Annotated in this window: 24 protein-coding genes; 8 read left to right on the forward strand and 16 right to left on the reverse strand. The window is 44.9% G+C overall.

Going from position 1 to position 26,608, the window contains the following annotated elements; genetic code table 11:
• Nucleotides 1-70 precede the first annotated feature (70 nt).
• Nucleotides 71-1,249 carry a DEAD/DEAH box helicase gene (locus NJR55_RS11645; RefSeq protein ID WP_253620095.1) on the forward strand — a complete coding sequence of 393 codons (1,179 nt, stop codon included), beginning with the start codon at nt 71-73 and terminating at the stop codon, nt 1,247-1,249.
• On the opposite strand, the gene NJR55_RS11650 is transcribed toward NJR55_RS11645, so the two are convergent.
• The 5 genes from NJR55_RS11650 to NJR55_RS11670 all read right to left on the reverse strand — a co-directional run bounded on the left by NJR55_RS11650 (nt 1,230) and on the right by NJR55_RS11670 (nt 5,071).
• Complete coding sequence (locus NJR55_RS11650; protein ID WP_253620096.1) at nt 1,230-2,222, reverse strand: S41 family peptidase; 993 nt, start codon at nt 2,220-2,222, stop codon at nt 1,230-1,232. The genes NJR55_RS11645 and NJR55_RS11650 overlap by 20 nt on opposite strands.
• Nucleotides 2,223-2,302: 80 nt before the next feature.
• Complete coding sequence (locus tag NJR55_RS11655) at nt 2,303-2,707, reverse strand: hypothetical protein (RefSeq protein WP_253620097.1); 405 nt, start codon at nt 2,705-2,707, stop codon at nt 2,303-2,305.
• Complete coding sequence (locus NJR55_RS11660; protein WP_253620098.1) at nt 2,707-3,441, reverse strand: alpha/beta hydrolase; 735 nt, start codon at nt 3,439-3,441, stop codon at nt 2,707-2,709. Before NJR55_RS11660 ends, NJR55_RS11655 begins: the two co-directional genes overlap by 1 nt.
• A 107-nt stretch (nt 3,442-3,548) precedes the next feature.
• Complete coding sequence (locus NJR55_RS11665) at nt 3,549-4,355, reverse strand: alpha/beta fold hydrolase (RefSeq protein ID WP_253620099.1); 807 nt, start codon at nt 4,353-4,355, stop codon at nt 3,549-3,551.
• A gap of 338 nt (nt 4,356-4,693) precedes the next feature.
• Nucleotides 4,694-5,071 (reverse strand): hypothetical protein, encoded by a 378-nt coding sequence (locus NJR55_RS11670; protein ID WP_253620100.1) that lies wholly within the window; start codon nt 5,069-5,071, stop codon nt 4,694-4,696.
• 215 nt (nt 5,072-5,286) lie between these two features.
• Here NJR55_RS11670 and NJR55_RS11675 point away from each other — a divergent pair, with 215 nt between their 5' ends.
• A complete protein-coding gene (locus tag NJR55_RS11675; protein WP_253620101.1) occupies nt 5,287-5,985 on the forward strand; it encodes a GOLPH3/VPS74 family protein in 699 nt (232 codons plus the stop codon).
• A 37-nt stretch (nt 5,986-6,022) separates the two neighbouring features.
• On the opposite strand, the gene NJR55_RS11680 is transcribed toward NJR55_RS11675, so the two are convergent.
• On the reverse strand, nt 6,023-6,763 hold the full coding sequence (locus tag NJR55_RS11680) for an alpha/beta hydrolase family protein (protein WP_253620102.1): 741 nt from the start codon (nt 6,761-6,763) through the stop codon (nt 6,023-6,025).
• 60 nt (nt 6,764-6,823) lie between these two features.
• Nucleotides 6,824-8,263: a serine hydrolase gene (locus NJR55_RS11685; protein ID WP_253620103.1), complete on the reverse strand. Its 1,440-nt coding sequence runs from the start codon at nt 8,261-8,263 to the stop codon at nt 6,824-6,826.
• 168 nt (nt 8,264-8,431) lie between these two features.
• On the opposite strand from NJR55_RS11685, the gene NJR55_RS11690 reads away from it, so the two are divergent.
• Entirely contained in the window at nt 8,432-10,006 is a 1,575-nt protein-coding gene (locus NJR55_RS11690) for a winged helix-turn-helix transcriptional regulator (RefSeq protein WP_253620104.1), read from the forward strand.
• A gap of 219 nt (nt 10,007-10,225) precedes the next feature.
• Nucleotides 10,226-10,402, forward strand: coding sequence for a DUF6435 family protein (locus NJR55_RS11695; RefSeq protein ID WP_153849213.1), 177 nt, complete (start codon nt 10,226-10,228; stop codon nt 10,400-10,402).
• 40 nt (nt 10,403-10,442) lie between these two features.
• Here the strand turns inward: NJR55_RS11695 and NJR55_RS11700 are convergent, their stop codons facing one another.
• The 3 genes from NJR55_RS11700 to NJR55_RS11710 all read right to left on the reverse strand — a co-directional run bounded on the left by NJR55_RS11700 (nt 10,443) and on the right by NJR55_RS11710 (nt 13,256).
• Nucleotides 10,443-11,681: a M1 family aminopeptidase gene (locus tag NJR55_RS11700; protein ID WP_253620105.1), complete on the reverse strand. Its 1,239-nt coding sequence runs from the start codon at nt 11,679-11,681 to the stop codon at nt 10,443-10,445.
• A 290-nt stretch (nt 11,682-11,971) separates the two neighbouring features.
• Nucleotides 11,972-12,430 (reverse strand): nuclear transport factor 2 family protein, encoded by a 459-nt coding sequence (locus NJR55_RS11705; RefSeq protein ID WP_253620106.1) that lies wholly within the window; start codon nt 12,428-12,430, stop codon nt 11,972-11,974.
• Nucleotides 12,423-13,256, reverse strand: a complete 834-nt coding sequence (locus NJR55_RS11710; protein ID WP_253620107.1) for an oxidoreductase — start codon at nt 13,254-13,256, stop codon at nt 12,423-12,425. The genes NJR55_RS11705 and NJR55_RS11710 overlap by 8 nt, the downstream gene beginning before the upstream one ends.
• 138 nt (nt 13,257-13,394) lie before the next feature.
• Here NJR55_RS11710 and NJR55_RS11715 point away from each other — a divergent pair, with 138 nt between their 5' ends.
• The 4 genes from NJR55_RS11715 to NJR55_RS11730 all read left to right on the forward strand — a co-directional run bounded on the left by NJR55_RS11715 (nt 13,395) and on the right by NJR55_RS11730 (nt 18,294).
• The gene (locus tag NJR55_RS11715) at nt 13,395-14,291 is read left to right on the forward strand and encodes an AraC family transcriptional regulator (RefSeq protein WP_253620108.1); all 897 of its coding nucleotides are present in this window, start codon (nt 13,395-13,397) and stop codon (nt 14,289-14,291) included.
• A gap of 113 nt (nt 14,292-14,404) precedes the next feature.
• Complete coding sequence (locus NJR55_RS11720; protein WP_253620109.1) at nt 14,405-16,558, forward strand: TonB-dependent siderophore receptor; 2,154 nt, start codon at nt 14,405-14,407, stop codon at nt 16,556-16,558.
• A 12-nt stretch (nt 16,559-16,570) separates the two neighbouring features.
• Nucleotides 16,571-17,803 (forward strand): PepSY-associated TM helix domain-containing protein, encoded by a 1,233-nt coding sequence (locus tag NJR55_RS11725; RefSeq protein WP_253620110.1) that lies wholly within the window; start codon nt 16,571-16,573, stop codon nt 17,801-17,803.
• A gap of 125 nt (nt 17,804-17,928) precedes the next feature.
• Nucleotides 17,929-18,294: a hypothetical protein gene (locus tag NJR55_RS11730; protein ID WP_253620111.1), complete on the forward strand. Its 366-nt coding sequence runs from the start codon at nt 17,929-17,931 to the stop codon at nt 18,292-18,294.
• A gap of 48 nt (nt 18,295-18,342) precedes the next feature.
• On the opposite strand, the gene NJR55_RS11735 is transcribed toward NJR55_RS11730, so the two are convergent.
• The 6 genes from NJR55_RS11735 to NJR55_RS11760 all read right to left on the reverse strand — a co-directional run bounded on the left by NJR55_RS11735 (nt 18,343) and on the right by NJR55_RS11760 (nt 26,602).
• A complete protein-coding gene (locus NJR55_RS11735) occupies nt 18,343-18,981 on the reverse strand; it encodes a hypothetical protein (RefSeq protein WP_253620112.1) in 639 nt (212 codons plus the stop codon).
• A gap of 234 nt (nt 18,982-19,215) precedes the next feature.
• On the reverse strand, nt 19,216-20,088 hold the full coding sequence (sucD, locus tag NJR55_RS11740) for a succinate--CoA ligase subunit alpha (RefSeq protein ID WP_253620113.1): 873 nt from the start codon (nt 20,086-20,088) through the stop codon (nt 19,216-19,218).
• Nucleotides 20,088-21,254: an ADP-forming succinate--CoA ligase subunit beta gene (sucC, locus tag NJR55_RS11745; RefSeq protein ID WP_253620114.1), complete on the reverse strand. Its 1,167-nt coding sequence runs from the start codon at nt 21,252-21,254 to the stop codon at nt 20,088-20,090. Before sucC ends, sucD begins: the two co-directional genes overlap by 1 nt.
• A 136-nt stretch (nt 21,255-21,390) precedes the next feature.
• Complete coding sequence (gene odhB, locus NJR55_RS11750) at nt 21,391-22,956, reverse strand: 2-oxoglutarate dehydrogenase complex dihydrolipoyllysine-residue succinyltransferase (protein ID WP_253620115.1); 1,566 nt, start codon at nt 22,954-22,956, stop codon at nt 21,391-21,393.
• A 13-nt stretch (nt 22,957-22,969) separates the two neighbouring features.
• Nucleotides 22,970-25,777 carry a 2-oxoglutarate dehydrogenase E1 component gene (locus NJR55_RS11755; protein ID WP_253620116.1) on the reverse strand — a complete coding sequence of 936 codons (2,808 nt, stop codon included), beginning with the start codon at nt 25,775-25,777 and terminating at the stop codon, nt 22,970-22,972.
• A gap of 111 nt (nt 25,778-25,888) precedes the next feature.
• Nucleotides 25,889-26,602, reverse strand: a complete 714-nt coding sequence (locus NJR55_RS11760) for a succinate dehydrogenase iron-sulfur subunit (RefSeq protein ID WP_253620117.1) — start codon at nt 26,600-26,602, stop codon at nt 25,889-25,891.
• Nucleotides 26,603-26,608 lie beyond the last annotated feature (6 nt).

Consider the following 26,608-nt stretch of genomic DNA (forward strand, 5'->3'; position numbering starts at 1 on the left):
ATGAAATGCAGCACCCACAGCTCTCAGGTACAATGCCAACTATTATCACCGTTGAATTGCATATTGATACATGACTTTTTCTGAACTCGGACTTTACCCTGAAACCATTGCCGCCCTTACACGCCAAGGTTATACAGAACCAACACCTATTCAGGAGCAATCAATTCCGACGATCCTTGCTGGTAAGGACCTAATGGCTGCAGCACAAACAGGCACGGGAAAAACCGCGGGTTTTACCTTACCGATTTTAGACAGACTAAAAAGTAACGAGCGCGCAAAGGCAAACACAGCACGCGCGCTCATTCTTACGCCTACTCGAGAATTAGCGGCTCAGGTGGGTGAAAGTGTTGCTAACTTAAGCGCGGGTCAGCCACTGAATTACGCGGTGGTGTTTGGCGGTGTGAAAATTAACCCGCAGATGATGAAGCTTCGCAAAGGCGTGGATATTCTTATCGCCACACCTGGCCGCTTGCTGGACTTATACACACAGAATGCCATCCGCTTCCCGAAATTAGAAGTATTGGTAATTGATGAAGCCGACCGCATGCTCGATATGGGCTTTATTCACGACATTAAGAAAATTATTAAGTTATTACCAGCTAAGCGCCAAACACTCATGTTCTCAGCGACCTTTTCCGACGGCATTCGTACCCTGGCTAAAGGCTTGCTGAAAAGCCCGGTAGAAATTTCTGTGGCACCACCGAACGCTGCCGCAGAGCCTATTGAACAAACAATGTATGCGGTACAGAAAAGCGAAAAGCTGCGCATGCTACTACGACTACTGCACAGCCTTAACGAGCCGCAAGTGCTTGTGTTTTCCCGCACCAAACAAGGCGCTAATAGGTTAGTTAAGCAACTGGATAAAGCCGGTTTCTCTGCCGCAGCTATTCACAGCGCGAAAAGCCAGGGTGCCCGCACCAGAGCGTTGGCTGAATTTAAAAGTGGCAAGGTTCAAGTGCTTATCGCAACCGATATCGTCGCGCGGGGCATTGATATTGAAAAGCTGCCGTACGTTATCAATTATGACCTACCACAGGTTGCTGAAGACTATGTGCATCGCATTGGCCGCACCGGTCGTGCCGGCCAGGTTGGTCATGCCATATCTTTGGTCACCGACGAAGAACTGGCCTTCCTGAAAGCCATTGAAAAACTGATTGGTCAGCCGATTGAACAGCGTAAACTAGAAGGCTTTGCCGACGTCGAACTTAACGGAACGACGCCGGCTCCGACTAAAAGTCAGCGCTCATAGTTTTGCTACTTAACTCATGAGCATGATCTAAAGCATCCATAGCCGGTACTTCAATATCCGGAATAATTCCCGTGCGCTCCCAGTTATTCCCGGTTGCCGTTATTATCGGTTTAAGTAGTGATATGCGAAATGCAAGCGTGTCAGTAATTCGACGCACTCCAACATAAAAACCGGCGCTAGCGGTGGTGTCACCAACCAACACAGCCTTTGAATTCGCCTGTAAAACACCAGCAAAAAGTTCAGAAGCACTGGCTGTGTTGCGACTGGTTAATATCCAAACCGGAAAATCACCGCGAAAGCCTTGGTGAGCTGCGGTATCAGATGCTGAAATCTCTGCCGTCTTTTCGTTTGCAGAATCAAGCACATACCAAAGAGGTGTTTCGTCGGACAGAAAATAGCTCAACATGTACTGAACTAAATCGGGCGAACCACCAACGGTATCTCGCAAATCAATGATTATGCCGTCGCTCTGACCAAGAAAGTTAAAAGCTGCGTCAACGGCTTCCCTGGCCTGCTTTTCCGGCGAAAACTTATTAAACTTCAAATAGCCAATGTTACCGCTCAGGTAACGCACTTCCTCGAAACCACAGTTATTGGTTAACTTTCCTTCTTCATGGGTCAATATATGGGTGATTTCTTCGTCTGGGTTAACGGTATACAAACTTAGATGGTTATCGCCTGTAACCGCTCGTAAATCTTGTCCCAGCACGCGCGCGAAACCCTCCAGAGACGTCAGCGAATCGTGCTGTCCCAATTCCAGCTTGTTTAGAAATAACTCCCTTAACTCAGGAACCACTTCCGGTTCTATGTAGTTGTCCTGCATAACATCGAACGTTTTAGTCATCAGCTGACGAATATGTTCTGACGACAGGTTGTTCTCATCGGCCTGAGAAATTTCCGAATTCGACAGTAGAGAAATAAGCAAAAGTAACAGAGCAATAAGTCTGCACGGTTTAAGAAAAATAGTTTTCATGAGTTTACCTTTAAAAATCCATTAGTAAGGGCTGGCTTCAACCAGTCCAGCTTTCGTTATTCGTTTAGGAACTAATGGATTCAGATAAAGGCGTTCTTGATTTTGAATTGTATGCCAACGTCTTTCCACCCAGACAGGCGAAAACGACTTGATGGCTTTATTAAAAACCAATCGACAAGAATAGGTTCGGTGAGTAAATAAATATTAGCAACGGCAACGCTGAACTTAGTTTCATCAACACGCTCAAACTGCCAGTTTGCCGACTGCTTATGGTGTTCAAATTGACTAGCGCTTAAGTATGGTGAAGCCGAGACAGCCACGTCGTCACTTACCTCAGACGTAACAATTGTATCGGCAAACGCAAACTGCGTATTGGTGGTTGAGTCCGGGTTACTGAAAAACAGCCAACAGAACACACACAGCATAATTGCCGTAATTGTGACCTTTGCTGTCTGAAAGGCGTGTTTTTTGGCTGTATCAACCATTAAAGTTTCTCACACCCAAGTCCTTTCAAATAGCTCTGCACAGCGCTGTTAATTTCGTCTTTAAGCCACGCGGGTCCGTGGTCCGTCATATCATTATGCCGGGACTTTGGTATTTTCTTAACGCACATACCGTATTCCTCGCTCTCTCGCTGTGACGGCAACACCCCGTCGTCTGCAGGGTAATCGCTGCCGCGAATTGAGAGCACACCAATATCCTTATTGCGGGGAAGCGGAACACGGCGGTGGTCAATCGTAATGACAGTTTCTATGTAATCCTTGCCTTCATTCGCAAGCCAGGACGAGATATCGCCTCCGTTTGAGTGGCCAATCAGCAGCAAGTCATTAAAATTGTATTTCGGGTAAGTTGGCTCGAGGTTGTGCTTAACGAAATCCAGCGTTTTAGCGCCCCTGTTCCAGTTCTCGCTTCTGGTTTCATAAAGATCACCCGACACCGACAGCGGAGGATCGCTCTCTAGCTCATGGCCAATAGCCACAACCATATAACCCAACAGGTTTAGCTGTTTAGATAAAAAACTATACTTGGTATGCGAAACTCCGTAACCAGCACTAAGAAAAGCTACCGAACATTTTTGAGCTTCACTACACTGCTCTTCAGAAGTTGGATACGAGATTTGTATAGGAATATTTCTGTCTCTGGACTCATCGTAAACCGTTTTATCGGCAAAGCTAAATGAGCTGAAAAATAAGCCAGCGAGTACTATGAGGAATTTCAAATTATAGTCCTTTACGATTTGATTTCGTGTTCTTTAACTGTACTACGATTTAAAATCTATGTCTGCTTATCGCACGGACGCTGCTCCCGGAAACATAGACATTAAATTCATAATTTGCCTAAAAGCTTAACTAATTCATTCAGCACGAGTTCAGGCTCATCAACCTGAACAAAATGGCCGCTATTCTCTGTTAGGACAGCTTCACCTTGTGGGAACTGATTCACCCATTCGCTTTGATATTGTCCCCACAGTTCACGACCTCGCGCCGTCTCAAATGCGTTTGATGGCTGTTCCGCTACCTTAACACCCGCTATTAAGGTGACAGGTATATCGCCAATATCTGAAAAACCTACAGCCTTGGATTTATCCCAAATCACATCCAAAAAGCACCATTTCCCCTCGCCCATCTCGTAATCGTTCTTTTTAATTGCATCGATTTCATCCTGGCCACCTGACGGATTCAGCTCTTTAACGATATCAACATCGCGAGGGTTTGCAGGATCAATCATAAGTAATGCCGCGACATCGCCCTTATGTTTAGCAGCAAAGTTTCTCGCTGTTATTCCACCAAGAGAATGACTCACATAAACCAAAGGTCTGTCTATATTCAACTTGGTAAGCAACTGGTCAACTTCATTCACGTAGTCTGAAATACTCCGCTGTCCTGTACAGGGGTCGGAGTTACCCTCACCCAGCCGGGAAAACCGTATAGCGGTGATTTCCTCTGGCAAATCATCCCAGATTGAGTCCCAGCCTGCCATTCCGGACAACGCGCCCGCATCAAACAGAACAATTGTGTCGCCACCTGCTTTTATCTCATATTCGATACGACCGCCATCCACTTCTATCATGGATGATGCACCTGCCTGAGCGCTCAGGAAGATGAAAAGAAAAATGCCTATTAGTTTTTGCACAGTGTTTCCTTACTGAGGAGTGCGAACGTCATGCCAGCTTAATCTCCGTAGGCTCGCGAGCATCTTAACTATCTAGCTTATTTCTCGTAAGTAACCAAATTATAACAGCGCCTGCCAAAACGCCGACTAACATTGATACCAAGACCAAACTTATAGGATTCAAACCCAAAGATATAAGCGCAACAGGAATATACTTATATGAGATTCCGACAATCACTAACACCAAAATTAAGGAGGTAACAGTCCGCATGACTTTTCCCTTTAAGTGAAATTTATCAATGTTTCAGTAACATAACGTCCTGAAAATATGCAGTATACGGTGGACACGCTACCATTTTCTATGTCTTTCCCTGCCTAGAAATAACAGAATGAAATGTTATTGCCGAAATAATTAATGGTAAAATCAGCGCATCGTTAACAAACGGTTTTAATTCTCTTAACTCCGTGAAATGAATCGCCATTAAAATACCAATAACAAACAGCAGCAAAAGTGGAAAAGCAATAAAATTTATACCCTTAACATGCCGATACCTAGAAAGAATTTTAGTTGATAAAAAGTAACCAACTAAAACACCGATCACTGACCACGCAATATAAGAGAAAAAATCTATTAAAGTGAATTTAATATCGCTAATAAGCAACTCAACAGCGTAGAGTATTGGCGGCCAAAGAAGAACCAAAGTCCAAAACAACTGCTTTCTCGATAAGTCCTTCACCTGACTCTCCTATAACCTGTGACATTGTACAAATTCATGCAATAGCTAATTTTAATTTCATTATGTAACTGACATTAAACGAATTAAAACCGCAATTCAAACACCTATCCACGAACGGCTCCCCAGTACCGACTCTTAATACACCTTGCTCGGCTAGCCACAAAATGCTTATTATTAATAACCTAAATCACAACGTTCACTAAGCAGGTACAGCAATGCCAAGCAATTTAAAGCTTTACGAAGCAATCATGCTGCTCGCGTTGTGCGAGGAAAAAGGCACTATGAATGGCGCGTATGTGGAATATGCAACTGCTGGCGCAATAGCGGCCGAGTTATTAATGCTTGGACGTATAAAAGTTGATGACGACAGTAAAGAAAAAGTTTCAGTGGTTGATGACAGCTCCACGGGTGACTCTTTATTAGATGAAGCTTTAGCGATGATTTTGGAAGCCAAGCGTCAGCGTAAATTGAAAGACTGGGTACAGAAGCTCGGTGGCATTAAAGACCTTAAACACAAAGTAGCGCAGGCACTTGCTGCTGACGGGATAGTGGCATCAGAAAAAGAGAAAGTCTTGTGGCTATTTGAGCGCCGTGTATACCCAGAGGTAAACCCTGAACCTGAAGAGCAGTTACGCCAAGAAATGCACACTGTAGTACTGAGTGATGAAAGCGATATTGAGCCGCGAATAGCTATTACCGTTGCTTTAGCCAATAGCGCAAAACTTCTGCCACAAGTGTTTAGTAAGCGGGAACTAAAAGATCGCAAGCAGCGCATTAAGCAAATAGAAAACGGCGAACTGATATCCAAAGCCGCAAAAGAAGCCATCCAGGCTATAGAAGCAGCAGTTATGATAGCTGCCATTATGCCGGCTATTACTGCAGCAACGGTAACATCGAGCCCAAGCTCCTGTTAAAGAAGCACCGTTGCCGTTGTACGCTAGTTTACTAGTTTTATTTTGCCCTGCGCTCTCCCGTTATCCATGCTTTTATCTCTTTAAACATTAGCCCTTGCGAAAACTGTAAACCGTGGTAGTCATCATAAATAACCAGCTTATGGGGATGATTAATATCGGATAACTTATCCGCTAAGATCTTTGCTTGCTCCACAGAAACCCTTTCATCCTTGGCTCCGTGAAGTATGAGGATGGGTAATTCACCAGGTAGCTCATCCAGCCAATACACTACGGAGCGCTTCTTTAATTCGGACTCTCTGTTGCTCGTGAAATTCGGTACTCTATAATCGAAGACCCTTTCCATTTCAGGCCTTTCTTCAATTGTTTTAAATAAATCCGAAGGGGCACCGAGCACCGTCAGTGACTTTATATTATTCAGCTCTTTGAGTGATATAAAAGCCGACATTCCACCCCGACTAAACCCAATCATATGCATTTGATTTTCATCTACGTATGGCAGCTGAGAGGCTAGCCGGACAATATTAATAACATCTTTCACATCGCTCCCACCAAACTCATCAACACTCTCGTCCGGTCCATCCGTTAACTCCATTCCACCTCTGTATTGAGTGGCTAAAACAGCAACTCCCATTTCAGCAATCGGTTTCAAATGCAGGAAAATAACAACGAAATAAATATTAAAGCTAATTTTGTGATGTTCCTTATCATTTTTCAGTCTCATATTGCCATAATTTAAAGTGTGATTCGCTTGATAGCGACGGAATATTATCTGACTCAAGATATTGTTATTAGTTCTTTTGACAGTGAGTATGTAAACGATTCAAAAGTCAGCCATGGCTCATAGTGATTTTTTTATCTTAACGATAGCTTCAGCCGCATTTCGATTATCTTCATCCAGTAAAAGTGCTTTCTCGTAAGCTACCAATGCTTTCTTAAATTCTTTATTCGCAAGGTAAGCCTCACCGAGACTGTCATAGGCATTGGATGAGTTTGGGTGCTCATCAGAATTAATCTGAAAGAAAGCTATCGCCGCTTCTTTATTTCCTACTTCCATCAATTGATAACCAAAAGAATTCAAACCTCGCTCACTGAAACCACGGTCCAATTTCTGAAATTGCATATACGCATTAATGGCAGCTTCGAGCCCATTTTGGCGAAGTGTAGAATAGAGCCTATCTTCAATACCGATTTGTGCAAAAGTAACCGGCTTATTGTAAATAATATTCAGGATCCCCTCAGTCATAGCACGAAGTGGAGCGCCTCCAGTGTTATTTTGAATGATGATAGTAATATCGTCTTCAATAATCCGAACCACGTCACCATTGAAGCCGGGCATCATTCCTGGATGGTGTATTTGAGTCAGCTTTTTACCGAAATTTTCCTCCGGTAAGTCAGTAATTAACCAGCCGTAACCATAGTTTCGGTGAGGTGACACTGAAAAGGTTTTTTGCTTTAGCTCTTCACTCAATAGTCCACCTAAATGTAAGGCCTTGCTGAACTGATATAAGTCTCTAACCGTTGAATAAATCGAGCCAGCTGCATGCGTAACTGTCATATCAATGTTCTTCGCGGGTTTAAATCCTGCTAACGTTCTCTCATAACCTTCGGCTAATTTCGGAACAACAGCTTCGGCGTAGGAATCTCCGCTGTTGTGCATTTTCAATGGAGCAAAAATATACTTCTGCAAAGCCTGTTGATAACTTAATTCGCTTACTTGCTCTACTATTTTTCCCAAAATGGTGTAGCCAGCATTACTGTAACGAAACTGAGTGCCTGGCTCGAACTGCAGATCGCCACTACAAAATTTTGAGATAAAATCATCCAGCCCGTAAGGGTTATTTGCTTCTATATTTCTGAACTCAGGATGACTAAAGACGTTTGGAATTCCCGATGTATGATTTAACAACTGATGAATACTCACTTTTCCGCCAGTATCACTGCGATAATCAGGCAGGTACTCACCGATAGAGTCACTTAATTTTATCTTCCCCTCCTCGACTAGCTTTAAAACCAACGCAGCTGTAAAAGGCTTGGTTGTGGAAGCTATCCTAAATTTGGTATCAACCGAATTGGGAATTTCCCACTCCATATTGGCATAGCCATAACCTTTTTCCAGCAACACATTGCCTTCATAAGAAATCAACACCGAACCGTTAAACTCCCGATTTTCGGTGTATGACTCAACAAAATCATCTAATTTTTTGGCTTTGTCTTCCGTCGCTCCGGCAGTGGCAGTCGCCAAAAGCAGGAAAGAAATGCTCAATAATTTTATGTACATAAATGTCCTTAAGTCGTTCGAAATAAGATAAGGTTTACACTAAGTTGAGGAACTGTACTGAATATATAAAAAGAAACATGACTCAGCAGGTCTTTTTCGGTGACTTATAGTGACGACTAAATAAAGCAATTAAAATCAATTAGTTAAAATAAAAAAGTGAGTTTGATAATGGATGTCTTTAAAGTGGGGAACGACCTAACCCTGGATACTTTAAACAGAAAGGTAGTCAAGAACGGGGACAATATCCCTTTACCGGAGCTGTCTTATCGCTTACTAAAAGTACTTGTTGAAAATGCTCCCAATATTGTGACCCATGACCAGCTTATTGAAGCCGTCTGGAAAGAGAGGGTCGTCTCTGATGAGAACCTTAAAAAGCGAGTATCCCGCTTAAGAGAATCATTATCAGATACTTATTCTGAACCAAAGTACATCGTCGCCGAACGCGGAATGGGGTATCGATGCATTGCTCCGGTCGCAAAAGTCATGAGTTCAGAGGGAAATAACAATAATGATGGTGCCGACTCTCAATCTACTTCTTCAAATAAAAGATCGATCTCCCGCTTGCCCGTGGTGTCATTTCTAGCCCTTGGTTTACTCGCCATAGGAACCATTTTATTCTTAATCTTTAACCTTCAAAACGAAAGCCCATTTAATCAAAGAAACGAAGATCTCAGCTACAAAGCCGCTCAGTATTATTTCAAATACACTGAAAAAGATAACGACACTGCGATTTCCTTATATCAGGATGCGATAGATAGCGCTCCTGAAGAAGCTTCAAACTATAGTGGTCTGGCTGACGCATATCTCCAAGGGTATTGGCATTATGGTAAGAACGAGACTTGGTTGGAACTTGGAAAAAAGTATGCGGAAAAAGCTGTGCTACTCGATGACAACTTAGCATGGAGCCACAAATCTCTTGGGCTTGCCTACTATTTATCCGGGCAGTTTGAAAACTCAATTGCTTCATTCAATCTTGCTCGTCAAATAGAACCCAACTGGGGAGAGGTATCAGCCTATACCTCACTTGCACACATTCAATTAGGTCACCTAATCGAGGCGCACAAGCTTGCAACATCGGCGGTTGAACTCGACCCCGGAAATCCATTGACTAACGCCTCTCTCGGAGAGCTTTACCGGCAATCATATCGTTTCTCTGCAGCCGAGGAGCAATTCAAAGAAACGTTAAATAAAGAGCCTAATTCTCTTATATCCCGGTTATTTTTTAGTGAGTATCTTCTTGCAAGCGGGCGACATATTGAAGCTATTTCCTTGTTACGCGAAGTGATAAAAAAAGAGCAGTATTCACAGCAAGCCCATTGGCTAATGGGTATGGCGTTATTAATAGATACACAAACTGAAGAATCGATTAACGAGTTTGCCGAGGCATCCCGACTAGGAGGACGATATAGTCTGCCCGCGAAAGTCTATCTGGCCGCACTTAAAATGGACAGCTCAAAATTAACTGACTTAGGGGAACAAGTTGCAGAACTCAAATTTAATGGAAACCAGTGGGCTGAACTGACTTTTCTGGAGGGGATAGTATTAATGGCCAATAACCAGACGGAGCGAGCAACAGAGAAATTTAAACTTGCTGTCACTGAAGGGTTTACACCCACGTATCGATTTACTCATCTGCCGGTAAGCTCATCCGTAGCGACTTCAAATCGTTTTAACCGTTTACTGAATCTGATTGAATCAAAAAACAGAGGCAAGATGCCAAAGCGCATTCCCCCAACAACCTAAATATCTCAGTTTTACAATATTTAAATTCAGGAAACGAAGAAAGAATTCCTGGACGGCTAATATCAGTTGGCTATTCTTTGGCCTCTGTCTTTTGGTATTAGTTCCGGTAACTAGCTTTATATGGACTCGTCTAAAATTCAAATCGCTAAGCGACAAATAAACTTTTAACCAGACTTTATCGTACTGCTAAATACATTTAATAATTTAAGGCAGTCATTAATGTTTGGACTTTTTAAGTCAGACCCTACGAAGAAAATGCGCAAAGAACTAAAGCAACTGCAAGAAAAAGCTATGGAAATGCAACGTAACGGAAACATTCGCGATAGTTCGCATATCAGCCAACAAGCAGACGAACTCTGGAATAAAATTCAGGCACTGGAAAGTCAGAATAAGTAAGCTTGCGGTTTTGGGTTGCTAACTGGCAACCCGCTTTCACCTAATGCCCTTCCAGCAATAGCCTAAACCACTCTTCGTCTTCATCGCTCGCCAGCTTCCCTAAATTCTGCAGAAGTTTTTCAGTCTCGGTTACGGGTTCTGTCATATACCAATGCAGTAACTGCTCAAATTTCTCCTCACCAATTCTGTCTTTTAACTTTTTCAACATAAGCGGGCCAAGGCCGTAATTCACTTTGAAAGAAGCTCGTTGTTCAGTGTCAGCACGCCAGACAAAGCTCTGCCCTTTTGCTCGTGCTTTCCACTCAGCCAGTATTTGCTCATATGCCTCAGTGCCAAACACTGATTTAACTTCTTCCGCAGCGATGTATTCGGCAAAAGACTCCATCATCCAATAGTCATGTGACATGGCATCGCCAAGTGCTGTCCAGTTATGAGAAAGCTCGTGACAAATATAATGATAGCTTTGTTGCTTTGACTTCAGCCGTTGGCTACTAACCGATAAGTAATTCCCGCGTGCAAAGCTGGGACCGTCACGATCTAAAATCACTAAAGTAGCTGATTCCAATTTGTCTTCCTGACCAAATTTCTGATTCAACGCGGCCAGACAGCCGCTACCTAAGGCTGCAAGTGACTTCGCATTCTCTTCGTTTGCTTTGTCATAAACAACAGAGAAACTTCCGTCGTTGTACTCATTGCTGCTTGAGGTGGTATAGAAAGACACATCAACCTGGTTTTTTGTTCCTGTTAGTTTGTGTTGGTTGTCACGCTGAGTAACCGCCCCGGGGCCGTACATCTTCCAACCAGGTGGTAACTTCACCTCAAGTTCGCCTTGCATAGGTGTTGCGAAATTCGTATAGAACGGGTGCCAGGCAGAATCTATACTCAGATGAATACCGTCTTCAGTAATAAAGTTGCCATGCCCACCGGTATTATCGATTACACCAGTATAAGAAAGCGTAATTTCGTGTGCTTTTGAGGCCCCCTCAAAAACCAAAGCAACTTCGTTCCATGGCGGAACTTTTTCCGAAGAGTTAACCGAGTATTCTTTTAAGCTTTCGCCTGAAATATCAGCAATATTAAAACTCTTATTAAGAAACAACCGAGCCTCATTATTCGTTAAAGCCGACACCGGAATCGTTAACTCAGTCGTTACCTTCAACTCACCAGACTTGATATCAAACTCAGCTGAAGTATCGTATTGCGAGAAGTCTGTCGGGTTCTGGGCAATAGCAACGCATGGTAAGAGTAATAAAATAGAGAGTAAGAAAGCTGTTTTCATATTCTTTCCCTGAACATTATTTAGCTCTACACTAGCAAACCTGATCAGGCTTCTCACTAACCTATTTTTTACAAAATATTGGTTTTTCCAATCTATGTATTCACTCCTCATCAGAATATTAAAACAAACTTGCAAATAGTAATAATTCTCATTATGATCCACTACGCAATTACTTAAACACTCTTAAGTTTTGCTTTTACAGGTCTTTGCTTTTCCTCTCCCTGGAAGTGCAAATTTGTTCCCTAGCTTCGGCTAGGGAACTTTTTTACCAAGACCATAATTAGTACACCCTAAAGATCCATAACCCGCTCAAACGCCGGTAAATTTAAAAACGCATTCACTTTTACTATCTTCTCGTCCACAAAGTGCATTATCCAAACATACCGATTTATATAACTGCCTCCGGATTTCAATTCTGCCTCAGCAGAAAACAGCACTATTACCGTATTACCATCCTGAAAAAGCTCAAACTCTATCGGCATAAGTGGAGTTGCAAGCTTTGCGTTGAACGGAATAACGAGTTCTTCCAAAAACTGCTCCTTATTGAAAGTGCCCGACTGCGGTCCCTCGCCTTCAACTCTCCATTGAATAGAGTCCGCTAAAAGCTCAAAAGGTGACCCTGTTCCTTCTTGCCACACAGTAAACTTGTCGGCAACGAGAGCTTTTAGACTCTCGCTTTGGGCTGACGCCGGTACATTCATTAGCAGCACCAGCAAAGTCGCTAATACAATACTTTTAAGGCTATTCATGGTCGGTAGATACCGAAGTATCTCTCCATTTTTCCAGTTCATCTGTCCGGGCGCTAAGTACGTCCTGTGACATTTTAAGCGCATCGGATCCTGCAACCATCCTTAAGGGGTAGCTTTCTTTTCCCGCAATTTTGACAATAACTTCAGCCAGTTTGACCGGATCACCGGGTTGGGCATGACTGTAGCTGTCGAATTGCGAACGCAGCTTTTCAATTGCTTCCGCATAGTCATCAATTGCCTTTTCGCCGTATTTAACTGAGGAGGAATCGAGAAAGTCGGTGCGGAAAAAGCCGGGCTCGACAATCGTCACGCTAATGCCTAAAGGCTCGACTTCCAGTGCCAGGCTTTCAGAAAAACCTTCAACGGCAAACTTTGTGGCACAGTAAATAGAGGACGACTCAAACCCAAGCACACCACCAATAGACGACAGGTTAAATATATGACCCGAACGTTGTTTTCGCATGGTGGGCAGCACGGCGCGGGTCACATCCATTAAACCGAACACATTGGTGGCAAACTGACTATCGATTGCCTCTCTTGATACTGTTTCGAAGTGACCAAGCTGACCGTAACCGGCGTTATTGACCAGCACATCTATCCGGCCAAATTTCAAAAGCGCCGCGTCTACCGCGTTTTGCGTTTGCTCTGGTGACTGCACGTTTAGCTCAGCAAATGTCAGTTGCTCTGAGGGCTGGCCTAAAGCCGCTTCTAACTTCTCCAGGTTTCTTCCGGTGGCAACCACCCTGTCATTATTGGCCAGCGCCGCTTGAGTAATTTCTAATCCAATTCCCCGGTTTGCGCCGGTAATAAACCATGTTTTATGCATTTTGAACTCCAATATTCTTGTCATGGAGAACAAATACTACTCAGGTTCACACAGCTATCGATATCATCGACCTCTTAATTTCTTGTATAATCCTCTATATTATTAAAATCGTGCTTTTTTAATTTATAGGGTTAAACCATGCGTAACCTATCAGATGCTGTGAAGCAAGTAATGACTCTGGCCAGTCACGAGGGATTGCATAAAACACCGTTACCCTGGTTAACCCTTGTTCGTGCGGATAACCCCACCACGCTTGAAATGGTGTTGTACGAGCCTTCGGTATGCATTGTTCTGCAAGGTAAAAAGGAAACCAGACAGGAACACACCACTTTTTACTCACACGCTGCTAATTGTATTCTGGGCGCAGTCAACTTACCCGTGTTAGGCGCGGTCATCGAGGCTTCCCCTTCTGAACCTTACCTCTGCCTGCGCATTGACATAGACCCATCAATTATTGCCGAACTGGTAGATGAGCATGACCTATCGGGCTCCGCTCCAAACGCTGACAGCGCAATGACACTCGGAGCCGTTGACGAGAACATGATAGATACTGTCAGCAGATTGCTGGATTCGCTGGAATCTGAAGCCGCCGCGAGGGCTCTGGCCCCACTTATTCAAAAAGAGCTGTATTGGCGTCTTTTGCAGCAGATTCCGGCCAGGGTGCTACTCAGCCAATTGGCTAAAGACAGCAAGTATTATGCGCTTTACAAAGTTATAAACTGGTTGGAAACTAATTTTTCGCAGCAGGTAACCATGGATGACTTAGCCAATCAAGCAGCTATGAGCTTATCCAGCTTTTACGCTCACTTTAAAGCCGCCACTGGAATTTCACCGCTACAATACCGCAACCGCTTGCGCTTAATAAAAGCCAGAAAACTAATGCTTCTACAGGGCTGTAACGCTGCGGAGGCCGGTTTCGCTGTGGGCTATCAGGAACCGGCTCAGTTTAACCGTGAGTATTCCCGTTTATTTGGCCTACCTCCCAAACGTGATTTGTTCCGGTTGAAATCCCATTCTTTAGCCGAGTTTGTCTGATCTTCTAACGAATTTCAGCTTGTTCACTAAAACTTAAAGCTTATTTAAATTCATTATTGAAACGCAAATCATTCTCATTTATTATTAACCTCCGACATTTCACGGGGGTATCAATGAAACTGACAAAATGCTTTATCGCACTGACTCTGGCAGGTATGACAAGCACACCACTGCTGGCACAAGAAACACAAACAACAAACGAATCAGACTCAACTAGCGCTCAAGAAAACATAGAGCACATTAACGTTAAAGGCCGGGCTCAAACGCTCTACCGTCAGGACTCAAGCAGTGTCGCCACACGCACGAATACGCCCATTGAAGAAATTCCACAAAGCGTTCAGGTGCTGACCGAAGAACTCATGAAAGATCAGGCCGCCCGCCAAATAACCGATTTGTATCGCAGCATCAGTGGTGTGAATTCATTCAGTTACTCAACCATTACTTTCCGCGGTTTCCGTCAGGATGACATTTTTTATGACGGTGTTCGTGGTGACCCCTTTAACGGATTCGCGGTTCCCCAGCTGTTCAACATTGGACAAATTCAGGTATTGAAAGGCCCAAGTGGCGCCATGTTTGGTAGCGGTCAGCCCGGCGGTGTTATTAACTACGTGACAAAAAAGCCGACAGCAACGGCGGAGCGTTCCATTGAACTGGGGCTCGGAAATTACGACTACAAACGCGGTTCTGTTGAATTAAGCGGTCCGCTTACCGAAGATGCTTCTCAGCGTTACCGCGTCGGTTACTATTATGACAACGAAAAACCATTTCGCTATAACACAGAGCAAACCAATAAAATTCTCGATTTAGGTTACGCTTTTGATGTAGGAAGCGACAGCGAGATCATTCTTCAGTTAACCGACTACGAGCAAGATTACCAGGGCGCTCGCCTTCGCGGCGTGCCGGTTGATAACGACGGTAACTTTGTCACCGACCGTAAATGGAACCATAACGAAGCGAGCGACTTCCAAAGATTAGAAGCTACCGTTTATCAGGCCCGTATTAATCACGACTTCTCGCTTAACTGGCGCGGCGATTTAACCGTTCGTCACTATGAGAACACCGAGCGTCAGAATTATCACGAGCCTCGCGGCCTGCTTGATGCCGACTTAAATCCTGTGGACGACCCTAGAGAGGCAGTTTATAGTCAACGTCAATTCCGTAACCAGTATCGTGAAAACGAAGCCACCAGCGTTACCGGTAACTTAATTGGTGAACTCAATATTTCCGGTCTGGAACATACCGTGTTGATGGGTGCCGAAAGTTATACGGCAGACAACACCTTTATTGGCAACAACGCAAACCCTGGCGAAGTTCCCAATTTAGAGATCCATAACCCAGTTTACGGACTGACCTCAGGCCCCTACTCTACCGCATTAGAAAATGCGACCCCAAGAGTTACAAAAACTCAGCGCGACGGCTTCTACCTGCAGGATCAAATTTCGTTTAATGAGAAAGCGAACCTGTTACTGGGTCTGCGTTACGACCAGTTTGAAGACGAGACCAACGCAGCAGATTTTGATGACAGCGATTTAACCTACCGTATTGGCGGAACTTATGAGTTTGCCGACTGGGTTCGGGCTTATGCGTTATACGGTACAGGGTTCTCACCGCAATCGGCCGGGGATCAGGAATCAGAGGTTGGCGGTCCTTTCGAGCCGGAACAATCGGATATTAAGGAGTTGGGCGCCCGTTGGTCATTGATTAACGACAGCATTCGCGTCAGCACCGCAGTTTACGAAATTAACCGCGAAAACATTTTGCAGGCAACCGGTGAAGTCAGCGAAGACGGTCGCAATGTTTTAGGCAACGTAGGCAAAGTGCGCAGCCGTGGGTTTGAAATTGATGTGCTGGGCGACATTACCGACCAATGGGTTATTAATGCTAACTATGCATACAACGATGCAAAAGTGGTAGAAACCGTACCTGGCCAGGGTATTACCAACGCAGTCGGTGACCAGTTCGCAAACGCTCCTATGCACCAAATGGGTTTATGGACGCGCTATGACTTGCCTGCACTGAACTCCTCTATCAGCGGTGGTATGGATTACGTCAGTGAGCAAATAAGCTTTTCGAACCCCGCTCAACGAGTTAAGCCCTACACTGTGTTTGATATCAGCTGGCAAACTGAGTTTGACCAGTGGTTAGTTCAGGTTAATATCAAAAACTTATTTGATAAGGAATATGCGTCAAGCGGCTTCTTAACCCGTACCGGACATTTCCCGGGCGAACCTCGTCGCATTTACGCATCGGTTAAATATCGTTTTTAAGGACTTTGCTCAATGACTAACCGCCAGTGGTTCAAATTTCATTCCTGGGCTGGCTTCGCCTTTGCGGGACTTCTGCTGCTTATTTGTATCACTGGCGTTTTAGCTACTCTGAGTTACGAAATTCAATACCTTAGTGACGAAAAATACCGGGCTCTAGAAGAACGTGAAGGCCCGGTGGCCTGGAAAGAGCTAGAGTCTAACCTGAGTGAAAACTACCCTGAGAGCCATATTTTAGGGGCGCAGGTGCACTCGCAAGACTACCTCTCCGGCGAAGTCCGTTTAATGACCCCAAATGGCTTTCGCTTTGTTTATTTCGATGCAGCCAGCGGAAAGTTACTGGGTGAAGGTGGTTGGGGACAAGTATCACGCTATTTGCGCGACATTCACATGTATTTGTCTATGGGGGGCGTCGGTAAATACATTGTCACCCTCACCAGCCTCCTGCTTCTTATTTCTCTTGTTTCCAGCTTTTATGTTTACCGAAAATGGTGGCGCGGATTTCTCGCGAAACCCGGTAAGCTCAGTTGGAAAAAACGAACGGAGTGGTCCTCTTGGCACAAATGGATGGGGCTTTGGAGTTGGTGGTTCATCGCTACTATTACAATTACGGGAATATGGTATTTAGCCGAACATATGATGTTCAATTTTGACATTGAACATTACCCGGCAGCACCAACAGTTGAGCATACCGAAGCGCAACAGCAACAGCCCGCGCGTTCACTCACTGAACTCGTTAGTATTGCGCAAGCCGCCCGACCAGATATGGACATTACCCGATTCTACTATCCGCACCAATACAACCAGCCCATGTCCTTTACCGGACAAAATGGTTCAATACTGGTGCGTGACCGCGCTAACCGAGTATATCTTGACCCGGTTACCGGAGAGGTTGCAGGAACTCAGTACGCCGGCAATTTAGGTCTTGTCGCCAGAATTTCCGATACAGCCGACCCACTCCACTTTGGTGACTTCTCCGGACTGACCGTAAAACTTATTTACGCCTTCTTCGGACTCATGCTAGTGGCATTAGTTGCAGGAGGAATGAGAATGCACTATTTACGGACTCAAAAACGCGACCCAAACACCGCCAAATGGCTGGGAATTACCGGCAGTTTATCGCTTGTACTAAGCGTTGTAGCACTCATCTACACCACCGTTGTCTTCGACGAATACAGCAATACTTCCACGTCAATTTCGCCGCAGCTTGAACAGCTTAAAACCAAAAACTCTAACTACTCAGAGTAAACTTATTCCTTAACACCAAAACTACAAATGGTCGCTATCTGTACAACGAACAAAGTTTAGTGTAACTTGAAATAATCATCAGATAAGGATTCCAGCCATAGTAGGCTGTTTATTAAAGGGATTTTATGAAGAAAAAGTGGGAAGATTTAACCTTTTTACAAAAGGCGGTAGCTGGCGTTGTTCTAATGGCTTTAGCACTGCTGGCTCCCGAGTTTGCCATGCTGGTTCAGTTTGGTGGCATTGAAGTCGCTTTCGCATTTTTACTTTTATACCTCAAACCCACGTTGCTATGGCTTCAGACTAAATACAGCGAACTAGAAGCTAAACTCTTTACAGCTTATTTGTCGTTCACGCAAAGCGCATCGACCAAACCATCTGTGTTTATTACCCAGGCAACATTCTGCTGCGCAGCGCTTGCCCTTACGGGCTCAATGGCTCTTTCCTTTAGCTTTTTTATGCCCGCTCTCTTATTCAATTCAGTGTTAGTTTAAAAACAAAAAAGGGAGGTAACCCTCCCTTTCGTAATTCAGTATCAGTTTTTAAAAAATTTCAGCTGTAGTAACTCGCTTCGCAGTCACTTGTATATCGCCTGTAATATCGTCACTAAACTCGCCAGATACCGAAACATAATCATCTTTTTCAATTTGCTGAAAACCAACATTATCAAGAAGGTTGGTCGACATCTGAGATACATCAACTGTGACTTTCTGAATACCATTATCGATAGTAAATTCATCCGCACTATCATCCACCGATGTCACGGTGCCATTGATATCTACAGGACTCATAGTGTCCATGGCAATAACGTCGAGACTCGCGTTAATCTCGCCCGACTCTTCGTCCGTAGCACTTGCATAAAAGTAGCTATCGAGATTTTCTACATACACGCTGGAAGCTTCTATTTTAGCGTCTTCAGCAAAGTCATTGTCAACCTCACCATAGACGGTAACATTATCACCACTCAAAAGAGCTGAACCTTCGTTAACATACCAATCCCAGTCATCCATTTCGACTGTGATATAGCCGTCACCGTAATCCAGAGTGAATGACTCCGGAGAAGCAGTTGCAACTTCACCTGATATTGAGACCCAGGTTTGATCTGGTTTTTGCTCGAAGTTTTGTGCTTGTACAGAAAATGCAGCTGCAATAGCTGATGCTATAAGTGTTGTGCGTAACATATTTCCTCCTAAATCTTGAGAAAAATTCGTACTGCACTTTATACTTACCAATTAATTGACTGATTAGATCAACTTTTTAGATAATTTTAAAAAAGATTAGTTTGTTTGTCGCTGAGACAAGCGCACACGGACGTGCTCGTAGCGTCTCCGTGAGGCCGAGTCCTTATTCCCTCAAAGCCAGCAACAAAAAACCCGGCTCGAAGGCCGGGTTTTGTTTAAGCGTTGGCTAAGTTATTACCAGCCAGTTTTCTCCGCTACAGCTTTGCCGATATCGGCCAGGCTGCGTACAGTTTTAACGCCTGCTGCTTCAAGTGCAGCAAATTTCTCGTCAGCAGTACCTTTACCGCCGGCAATGATGGCACCAGCGTGGCCCATACGTTTGCCCGGAGGAGCAGTAACACCAGCAATGTAAGAAACAACCGGCTTAGATACATTGTTTTTAATGTACTCTGCCGCTTCTTCTTCTGCTGTTCCGCCGATCTCACCGATCATTACGATAGCTTCGGTTTCTGGATCTTTCTCGAACAGTTCCAGAATATCGATGAAGTTAGAACCCGGGATAGGGTCGCCACCGATACCAACACAGCTAGACTGACCAAAACCAGCGTCAGTAGTCTGCTTAACCGCTTCGTACGTTAATGTACCTGAACGTGACACAATACCCACTTTACCTTTCTTGTGGATGTGGCCAGGCATGATACCGATCTTGCACTCGTCAGGAGTGATAACGCCTGGGCAGTTTGGACCGATCATACGCACATTTTTGTGCGTCAGATATTCTTTAACGTACAGCATATCCAATGTAGGAATACCTTCAGTAATACAAACAATCAGTTCGATACCAGCGTCTGCTGCTTCGATGATTGAGTCTTTACAAAAAGGCGCTGGTACGTAGATAACTGAAGCCGTTGCACCAGTTGCTTCTACAGCTTCTCTTACAGTATTGAATACAGGCAGACCTAAGTGCTCTTGACCACCTTTACCAGGTGTAACACCGCCAACCATTTGCGTACCATAAGCAATAGCTTGTTCAGAGTGGAAAGTCCCCTGACCACCAGTAAAGCCCTGGCAGATAACTTTGGTATTTTTATCGATCAAAATGCTCATTATTGACCTCCTGCCGCAGCAACAACTTTATCAGCAGCATCAGATAAGCTCTCTGCAGCGATAATGTTCAGGCCACTTTCTTTCAGTTTTTCTCTACCCAGCTCCGCGTTATTACCCTCTAAGCGGACAACAACCGGTACTTTAACGCCAACTTCTTCAACAGCGCCCATGATACCTTCAGCAATCATATCGCAACGTACGATACCGCCAAAGATGTTAACCAATACGGCTTTAACAGAGCTGTCTGACAGGATAATTTTAAACGCTTCAGAAACACGTTCTTTTGTCGCGCCGCCACCAACATCAAGGAAGTTAGCTGGTTCGCCGCCACTCAGTTTAACGATGTCCATAGTACCCATCGCCAAACCAGCACCGTTAACCATGCAACCAATGTTGCCGTCTAGTGCTACATAGTTCAGTTCCCATTTAGCAGCTTCTGCTTCACGCGCGTCGTCTTGTGACGGATCGTGCATTTCACGGATTTTAGGCTGACGGTACAATGCGTTGCTGTCGATGCCAACTTTCGCATCCAGGCAGTGAACGTTACCTTCGTCAGTAATAACCAATGGGTTAATTTCTAACAGTGCTAAGTCGTACTGTTCGAACATTTTCGCCAGGCCCATGAAGACCTTAGTGAACTGCTTAACCTGGTCTGGAGTCAGACCCAGTTTAAAGCCTAGCTCGCGACCTTGGTATGGCTGCGCGCCAACCGTAGGGTCAATTTCAGCTTTCAAGATTTTCTCAGGTGTTTCTTCAGCAACGGTTTCAATTTCTACGCCGCCTTCGGTTGATGCCATGAACACGATTTTGCGTGAAGCACGGTCAACAACTGCACCTAAGTAAAGCTCGTCTGCAATGTCAGTGCAGCTTTCAACTAAAATCTTAGCAACCGGCTGACCTTTCTCGTCGGTCTGGAAAGTTACTAAGTTTTTACCTAACCACTGCTCAGCGAATGCGCGAACGTCGTCTAAACTTTTCACTAATTTCACGCCACCCGCTTTACCGCGGCCACCAGCGTGAACCTGACATTTGACAACCCAAATGTCGCCACCAATACGTTTTGCCGCTTCTACCGCTTCATCAGCAGTGTCGCAGGCATAACCTTCAGATACTGGCAAACCAAACTCTTTAAAGAGTTGTTTACCCTGATACTCATGCAAATTCATGATGCTCTTCCGATTCGTTGAAACAACTTAAGCAGCGAAATGCTGCCTACCCGAATACCGCGCCGAATTTTAACCTGCTCGGCGCATAATTTACAGCCGCAAGCCAAAATAGCGTTGCGGCTGGTTCTCAGCGTCTTTAGATATCCAGGATAAGACGTTGAGGATCTTCTAATAACTCTTTCACGGTAACCAGGAAACCTACCGATTGTTTGCCATCAATAATTCGATGGTCATAAGAAAGAGCCAGGTACATCATCGGTAAAATTTCAATCTTACCGTCTACCACCATCGCCCGCTCCTGGATTTTATGCATACCCAGAATAGCGCTTTGTGGTGGGTTCAAAATTGGCGTTGAAAGCAGTGAACCAAATACACCACCGTTAGTAATGGTGAAGTTACCACCCTGCATTTCATCCATAGTCAACTTACCGTCACGGCCTTTGATAGCCAGGTCACGAATACCGTTTTCCATATCCGCAATGCTTAAACGGTCAGTGTCACGAAGAACTGGAGTTACCAGACCACGAGGCGTTGATACCGCGATGCTGATATCGAAGAAATTGTGGTAAACAATATCGTCGCCATCAATGGATGCGTTGACGTCTGGGAAACGTTTCAGTGCTTCAGTTACTGCCTTTACGTAGAAGCCCATGAAACCAAGACGCGTACCGTGCGTTTCTTCAAATACGTCTTTGTATTTCTTACGCAGGTCCATAATAGGCTTCATGTTGATTTCGTTAAACGTGGTCAACATGGCCGTGTCGTTCTTAGCTTGCAACAGACGCTCAGCAATACGCTTGCGCAGACGTGTCATAGGTACACGCTTCTGCTCACGGTCACCTGAAACGGCAGGCTGTGAAGACTGCTGTTTACTGCTGTCAGACGATTTAGACGAAGACTGACCTTTCACGTGTTTTTCAACGTCTTCTTTAGTGACGCGACCGCCTTTACCAGTGCCTTTAACGTCACTTGGCTTAAGGCCGTGTTCACCAAGTAAACGACGAACTGCAGGACCCGCTACTTCGTTGTCACCGTCATCTTCTTTGCTTTCTGAAGAAGATTCAGATTTGCTCTCTTCAGACTTGCTTGAACTACCGCCGGCAGACCCACCAGCTTCTACAATACCGATAACGTCATCGGCACCGACTGTCGCGCCTTCTTCGTGCTTAATTTCAGCTAAAACGCCATCAGCCGGAGCAACCACTTCCAGAACCACTTTATCGGTTTCAATATCAACCAGGTTCTGGTCACGTTTTACCGCATCACCGGCTTTAACGTGCCAGGTCGAAACGGTCGCATCAGAGACTGATTCTGGTAGTTGAGGAACTTTAACTTCCATCTTCTCGCCAGAACCTTTTTTGTCAGAGCCTTTGTCTTCTGAAGAATCAGATTCTTTTTTCTCTGACTTCTTGTCGTCGCCTGAGTCTTTATCGTCTGATTTATCGTCAGATGCCGACGCGCCGTCGCCTTCTTCAATTTTTCCGATTACTTCTTCAGCCGTTACGGTAGTGCCTTCTTCGGCAGTAATTTCGCCCAAAACACCGTCTGCCTCCGCAACCACTTCAAGCACTACCTTGTCGGTTTCGATGTCAACCAGATTCTGGTCGCGAGACACTTTATCGCCAGGTTTTACGTGCCATGTTGCAATTGTTGCATCTGCAACAGACTCGGGTAATTGAGGAACTTTAATATCAATCGCCATGGTTCATCTTCACCTATTTAATGGTTAGCGCTTCGTCAACAAGGTTTTGCTGCTGCTTGTTGTGCTCTGAAATGTATCCGACCGCCGGTGCGGCTGACGCACTACGACCACGATAAGACAACTGAGCTCCTTTCGGAATTGCGGCCCAGAAGTGATGTTGGCTGCTATACCATGCACCCTGGTTCTGAGGCTCTTCCTGACACCAGACAAAATCTTTAACGTGCTGATAATCTTTCATAATTTCTGCCACTTCTTCCGCAGGGAACGGATACAGCTGTTCGATACGAATAATGGCAACATCTTCTTGTTCACGCTCGCGGCGTTCTTTCAGTAAATCGTAGTAGACTTTACCTGAGCAAAATACCACGCGTTTTACTTTTTTCGGATTCAGATCATCGATTTCACCAATCGCGTTCTGGAATCCGAGATCCGCTAAATCATCCATTTCTGAAACCGCCAACGGATGACGTAACAATGATTTCGGTGTCATAACAACTAACGGACGGCGAACCGGACGCAAGTGCTGACGACGTATCATATGGAAAACCTGTGCAGGCGTTGTCGGTACGCAGACTGACCAGTTGTGATCAGCTGATAATTGCAGGAAACGCTCAAGACGGGCTGAACTGTGCTCAGGGCCCTGCCCTTCGTAACCGTGGGGCAATAACAATGTTAAACCGCATAAACGTCCCCATTTCTGCTCGCCAGAACTTAAGAACTGATCAATAACAACCTGGGCGCCGTTAACGAAATCACCAAATTGGGCTTCCCACATAACCAGAGACTGCGGTTCAGCCGTAGCGTAACCGTATTCGAAGGCCACAACCGCGGCTTCTGATAAAACCGAGTCGTAAATTTCAATTTGCCCCTGATCTGAACCTAAGTTGTTCAGTGGCATATAAGTTGAACCATCTTTTTGGTTATGCAAAACCGCGTGGCGGTGGAAGAAGGTACCACGGCCGCTGTCCTGACCGGTCAAACGAATATGAGTGCCGTCGTTAACTAAGGTGGCATAAGCTAAAGTTTCAGCAAAGCCCCAGTCCATTGGTTTATCGCCTTTCGCCATTTTCAGACGTTCTTGATAAACTTTTTCAACGCGGGAATTCAGCTTGTCTTCTTCCGGATACTGAGTGATTTTTTCACCCAAGTCTTTTAGCTTGTCTGTCGAAACTTTGTAGTCGTACTCAACGTCCCAGTCATTACCTATATAAGGAGACCAGTCAACAGAGTGCTGACGCATAGGACGGTGTTCATCAACCACCACTTCGCCTTTATCTAACGCATCACGATAGTCAGACATCCACTGCTTAGCCGTGTCTTCATCAACTATCGATTTCTCTATCAAGCGCTTGCCATAAAGCTCGCGGGCAACCGGCTGTTTTTTAACTTTTGCGTACATCAGCGGTTGTGTTGCACTTGGTTCATCGGCTTCGTTATGTCCATGACGACGATAACAAACCAAATCAATAACCACGTCGCGCTGGAATGCATTACGGTAATCAAGCGCTAACTGAGTGACAAAAACAACGGCTTCAGGGTCATCCGCATTAACGTGGAAAATTGGCGCCTGCACCATTTTGGCAATGTCAGTACAATACTGAGTAGAACGCGCATCTTCCTGTTTAGATGTAGTGAAACCAACCTGGTTATTCACCACTATACGGATAGAGCCGCCTACACGGTAAGCACGTGTCTGCGACATATTGAACGTTTCTTGTACCACACCCTGACCAGCAACAGCTGCATCACCATGAATGGTAATTGGCAGTACTTTCTTTCCTTCAGGGTCTTTCAGGCGATCCATGCGTGCACGAACCGAACCCATAACAACCGGGTTTACAATTTCAAGGTGCGACGGGTTAAATGCCAAAGCAAGGTGGACGTCGCCGCCCGGCGTTGCATAGTCAGAAGAGAAGCCCATGTGATACTTAACATCACCCGATCCCTTACTGCTGTCATGCTTACCGGCAAACTCGTCGAATAAGTCTTGTGGCTTTTTACCCAGAACGTTGACTAAAACGTTCAAACGACCACGGTGAGCCATACCAATCACTACTTCTTTGGCACCTTGCTCACCAGAGCGTGAAATGAGTTCTTTTAACAACGGAACCAGACTGTCACCGCCTTCTAATGAAAAGCGCTTTGCTCCCGGGAATTTTGACCCAAGATACTTTTCCAGCCCGTCAGCGGCTATCAGTTCTTTTAAAATTTTAGTCTGCTGTTCTTTTTCAAACTTGGGCTTTCCAAGGACACCTTCCAACCGTTGCTGAATCCAGCGTTTTTCTTCGGTTGAAACAATGTGCATGTATTCGGCACCAATAGAGCCACAATAAATATTTTCCAGCGCTTCGTGAATATCACTCAGCTTCATTGTGTCTTTGCCAACAGCTAAAGAGCCGACATTAAACTCGCGTTCTAAGTCGTCTTTGCTTAAATCGTGGAAGTTTAATGAAAGGTCTGGAACGGTTTCCTGTTTCCATAAACCAAGAGGATCAAGGTTGGCGTGCTGATGGCCGCGGAATCGGTAAGCATTGATGAGCTGTAAAACTTTAACTTGCTTCTGATCTGCGGCAGTCGTGCTGCCTGTTTGAGATTGCTTGAGCTTATTCTTAGCGGCCTGGCGAAACTGCTCCCGGACATCGCTGAGTTTAGTATCAACAATGTGATTATCCTTCGGCAACGCATCGAACATTTGACGCCATTCATCACTGACTGCCGTCGGATCATCCAGATACGCCTCAAACATTTGTTCAATGTAGGCAACGTTACCACCGGCTAGATGCGATGTTTCTAACCATTCACGCATTACACCATCTTGCATTGCGTTTCCTTCACCTGAATAGATAAACCGTTTTTATAAAAAAATAGCCATCCTTTGTGGGATGGCCATCCACAACATCAACCGTTCAAATTGGCGCGATAATTTAACGAGTTAAACAGCGCGACTCAAAAGCATCGATTTGATGTGTCCAATAGCCTTTGTTGGATTCAACCCTTTTGGACATACGTTAACGCAGTTCATGATTCCGTGACAACGAAATACACTAAAGGCATCATCAAGTTCGTCCAAACGCTCGTCCGTTGCTGTGTCACGGCTATCAATTAAGAAACGATAAGCGTGCAGCAGACCAGCTGGCCCAACAAATTTATCTGGGTTCCACCAGAACGACGGGCATGATGTTGAACAACATGCACATAAAATACATTCGTAAAGACCATCAAGCTTAGCACGGTCTTCCGGCGACTGCAGTCGTTCACGCGCTGGTGGCGTTTTGTCATCGTTAATAAGGTACGGTTTGATTTTCTCGTACTGTTGATAGAACTGGCTCATATCAACAATCAAATCACGAATGACCGGCAAGCCTGGTAGCGGACGAATCACAATTTTGTCTGATTTCAAAGAAGACAAGTGAGTGATACATGCCAAACCATTTTTACCGTTAATATTCATACCATCGGAGCCACAAACACCTTCACGGCACGAGCGGCGGAACGCCAGCGATGGATCTTGTTCTTTCAATTTGATCAGTGCTTCTAGCACCATCAAATCCTGACTGTCTTCCATCTCCAACGTGTACTCTTTCATGTGAGGCGCGTTGTCGACATCAGGATTGTAACGATAAATTGAAAATGTGTACTTTTTCATATTACC

Origin of the sequence: Idiomarina rhizosphaerae (genome assembly GCF_024159085.1) — a bacterium.
Taxonomy (GTDB): Bacteria; Pseudomonadota; Gammaproteobacteria; order Enterobacterales; family Alteromonadaceae; genus Idiomarina; species Idiomarina rhizosphaerae.

Coding starts and splice junctions, on each gene's coding strand:
- NJR55_RS11730 (WP_253620111.1), top strand. CDS start 17,929: ATGAAGAAAAAGTGGGAAGATTTAACCTTTTTACAAAAGGCGGTAGCT.
- sucD (WP_253620113.1), bottom strand. CDS start 20,088: ATGAGCATTTTGATCGATAAAAATACCAAAGTTATCTGCCAGGGCTTT.
- NJR55_RS11720 (WP_253620109.1), top strand. CDS start 14,405: ATGAAACTGACAAAATGCTTTATCGCACTGACTCTGGCAGGTATGACA.
- NJR55_RS11710 (WP_253620107.1), bottom strand. CDS start 13,256: ATGCATAAAACATGGTTTATTACCGGCGCAAACCGGGGAATTGGATTA.
- NJR55_RS11700 (WP_253620105.1), bottom strand. CDS start 11,681: ATGAAAACAGCTTTCTTACTCTCTATTTTATTACTCTTACCATGCGTT.
- NJR55_RS11695 (WP_153849213.1), top strand. CDS start 10,226: ATGTTTGGACTTTTTAAGTCAGACCCTACGAAGAAAATGCGCAAAGAA.
- NJR55_RS11715 (WP_253620108.1), top strand. CDS start 13,395: ATGCGTAACCTATCAGATGCTGTGAAGCAAGTAATGACTCTGGCCAGT.
- NJR55_RS11735 (WP_253620112.1), bottom strand. CDS start 18,981: ATGTTACGCACAACACTTATAGCATCAGCTATTGCAGCTGCATTTTCT.
- NJR55_RS11650 (WP_253620096.1), bottom strand. CDS start 2,222: ATGAAAACTATTTTTCTTAAACCGTGCAGACTTATTGCTCTGTTACTT.
- NJR55_RS11760 (WP_253620117.1), bottom strand. CDS start 26,602: ATGAAAAAGTACACATTTTCAATTTATCGTTACAATCCTGATGTCGAC.
- sucC (WP_253620114.1), bottom strand. CDS start 21,254: ATGAATTTGCATGAGTATCAGGGTAAACAACTCTTTAAAGAGTTTGGT.
- NJR55_RS11675 (WP_253620101.1), top strand. CDS start 5,287: ATGCCAAGCAATTTAAAGCTTTACGAAGCAATCATGCTGCTCGCGTTG.
- NJR55_RS11755 (WP_253620116.1), bottom strand. CDS start 25,777: ATGCAAGATGGTGTAATGCGTGAATGGTTAGAAACATCGCATCTAGCC.
- NJR55_RS11645 (WP_253620095.1), top strand. CDS start 71: ATGACTTTTTCTGAACTCGGACTTTACCCTGAAACCATTGCCGCCCTT.
- NJR55_RS11705 (WP_253620106.1), bottom strand. CDS start 12,430: ATGAATAGCCTTAAAAGTATTGTATTAGCGACTTTGCTGGTGCTGCTA.
- NJR55_RS11685 (WP_253620103.1), bottom strand. CDS start 8,263: ATGTACATAAAATTATTGAGCATTTCTTTCCTGCTTTTGGCGACTGCC.
- NJR55_RS11655 (WP_253620097.1), bottom strand. CDS start 2,707: ATGGTTGATACAGCCAAAAAACACGCCTTTCAGACAGCAAAGGTCACA.
- odhB (WP_253620115.1), bottom strand. CDS start 22,956: ATGGCGATTGATATTAAAGTTCCTCAATTACCCGAGTCTGTTGCAGAT.
- NJR55_RS11725 (WP_253620110.1), top strand. CDS start 16,571: ATGACTAACCGCCAGTGGTTCAAATTTCATTCCTGGGCTGGCTTCGCC.
- NJR55_RS11690 (WP_253620104.1), top strand. CDS start 8,432: ATGGATGTCTTTAAAGTGGGGAACGACCTAACCCTGGATACTTTAAAC.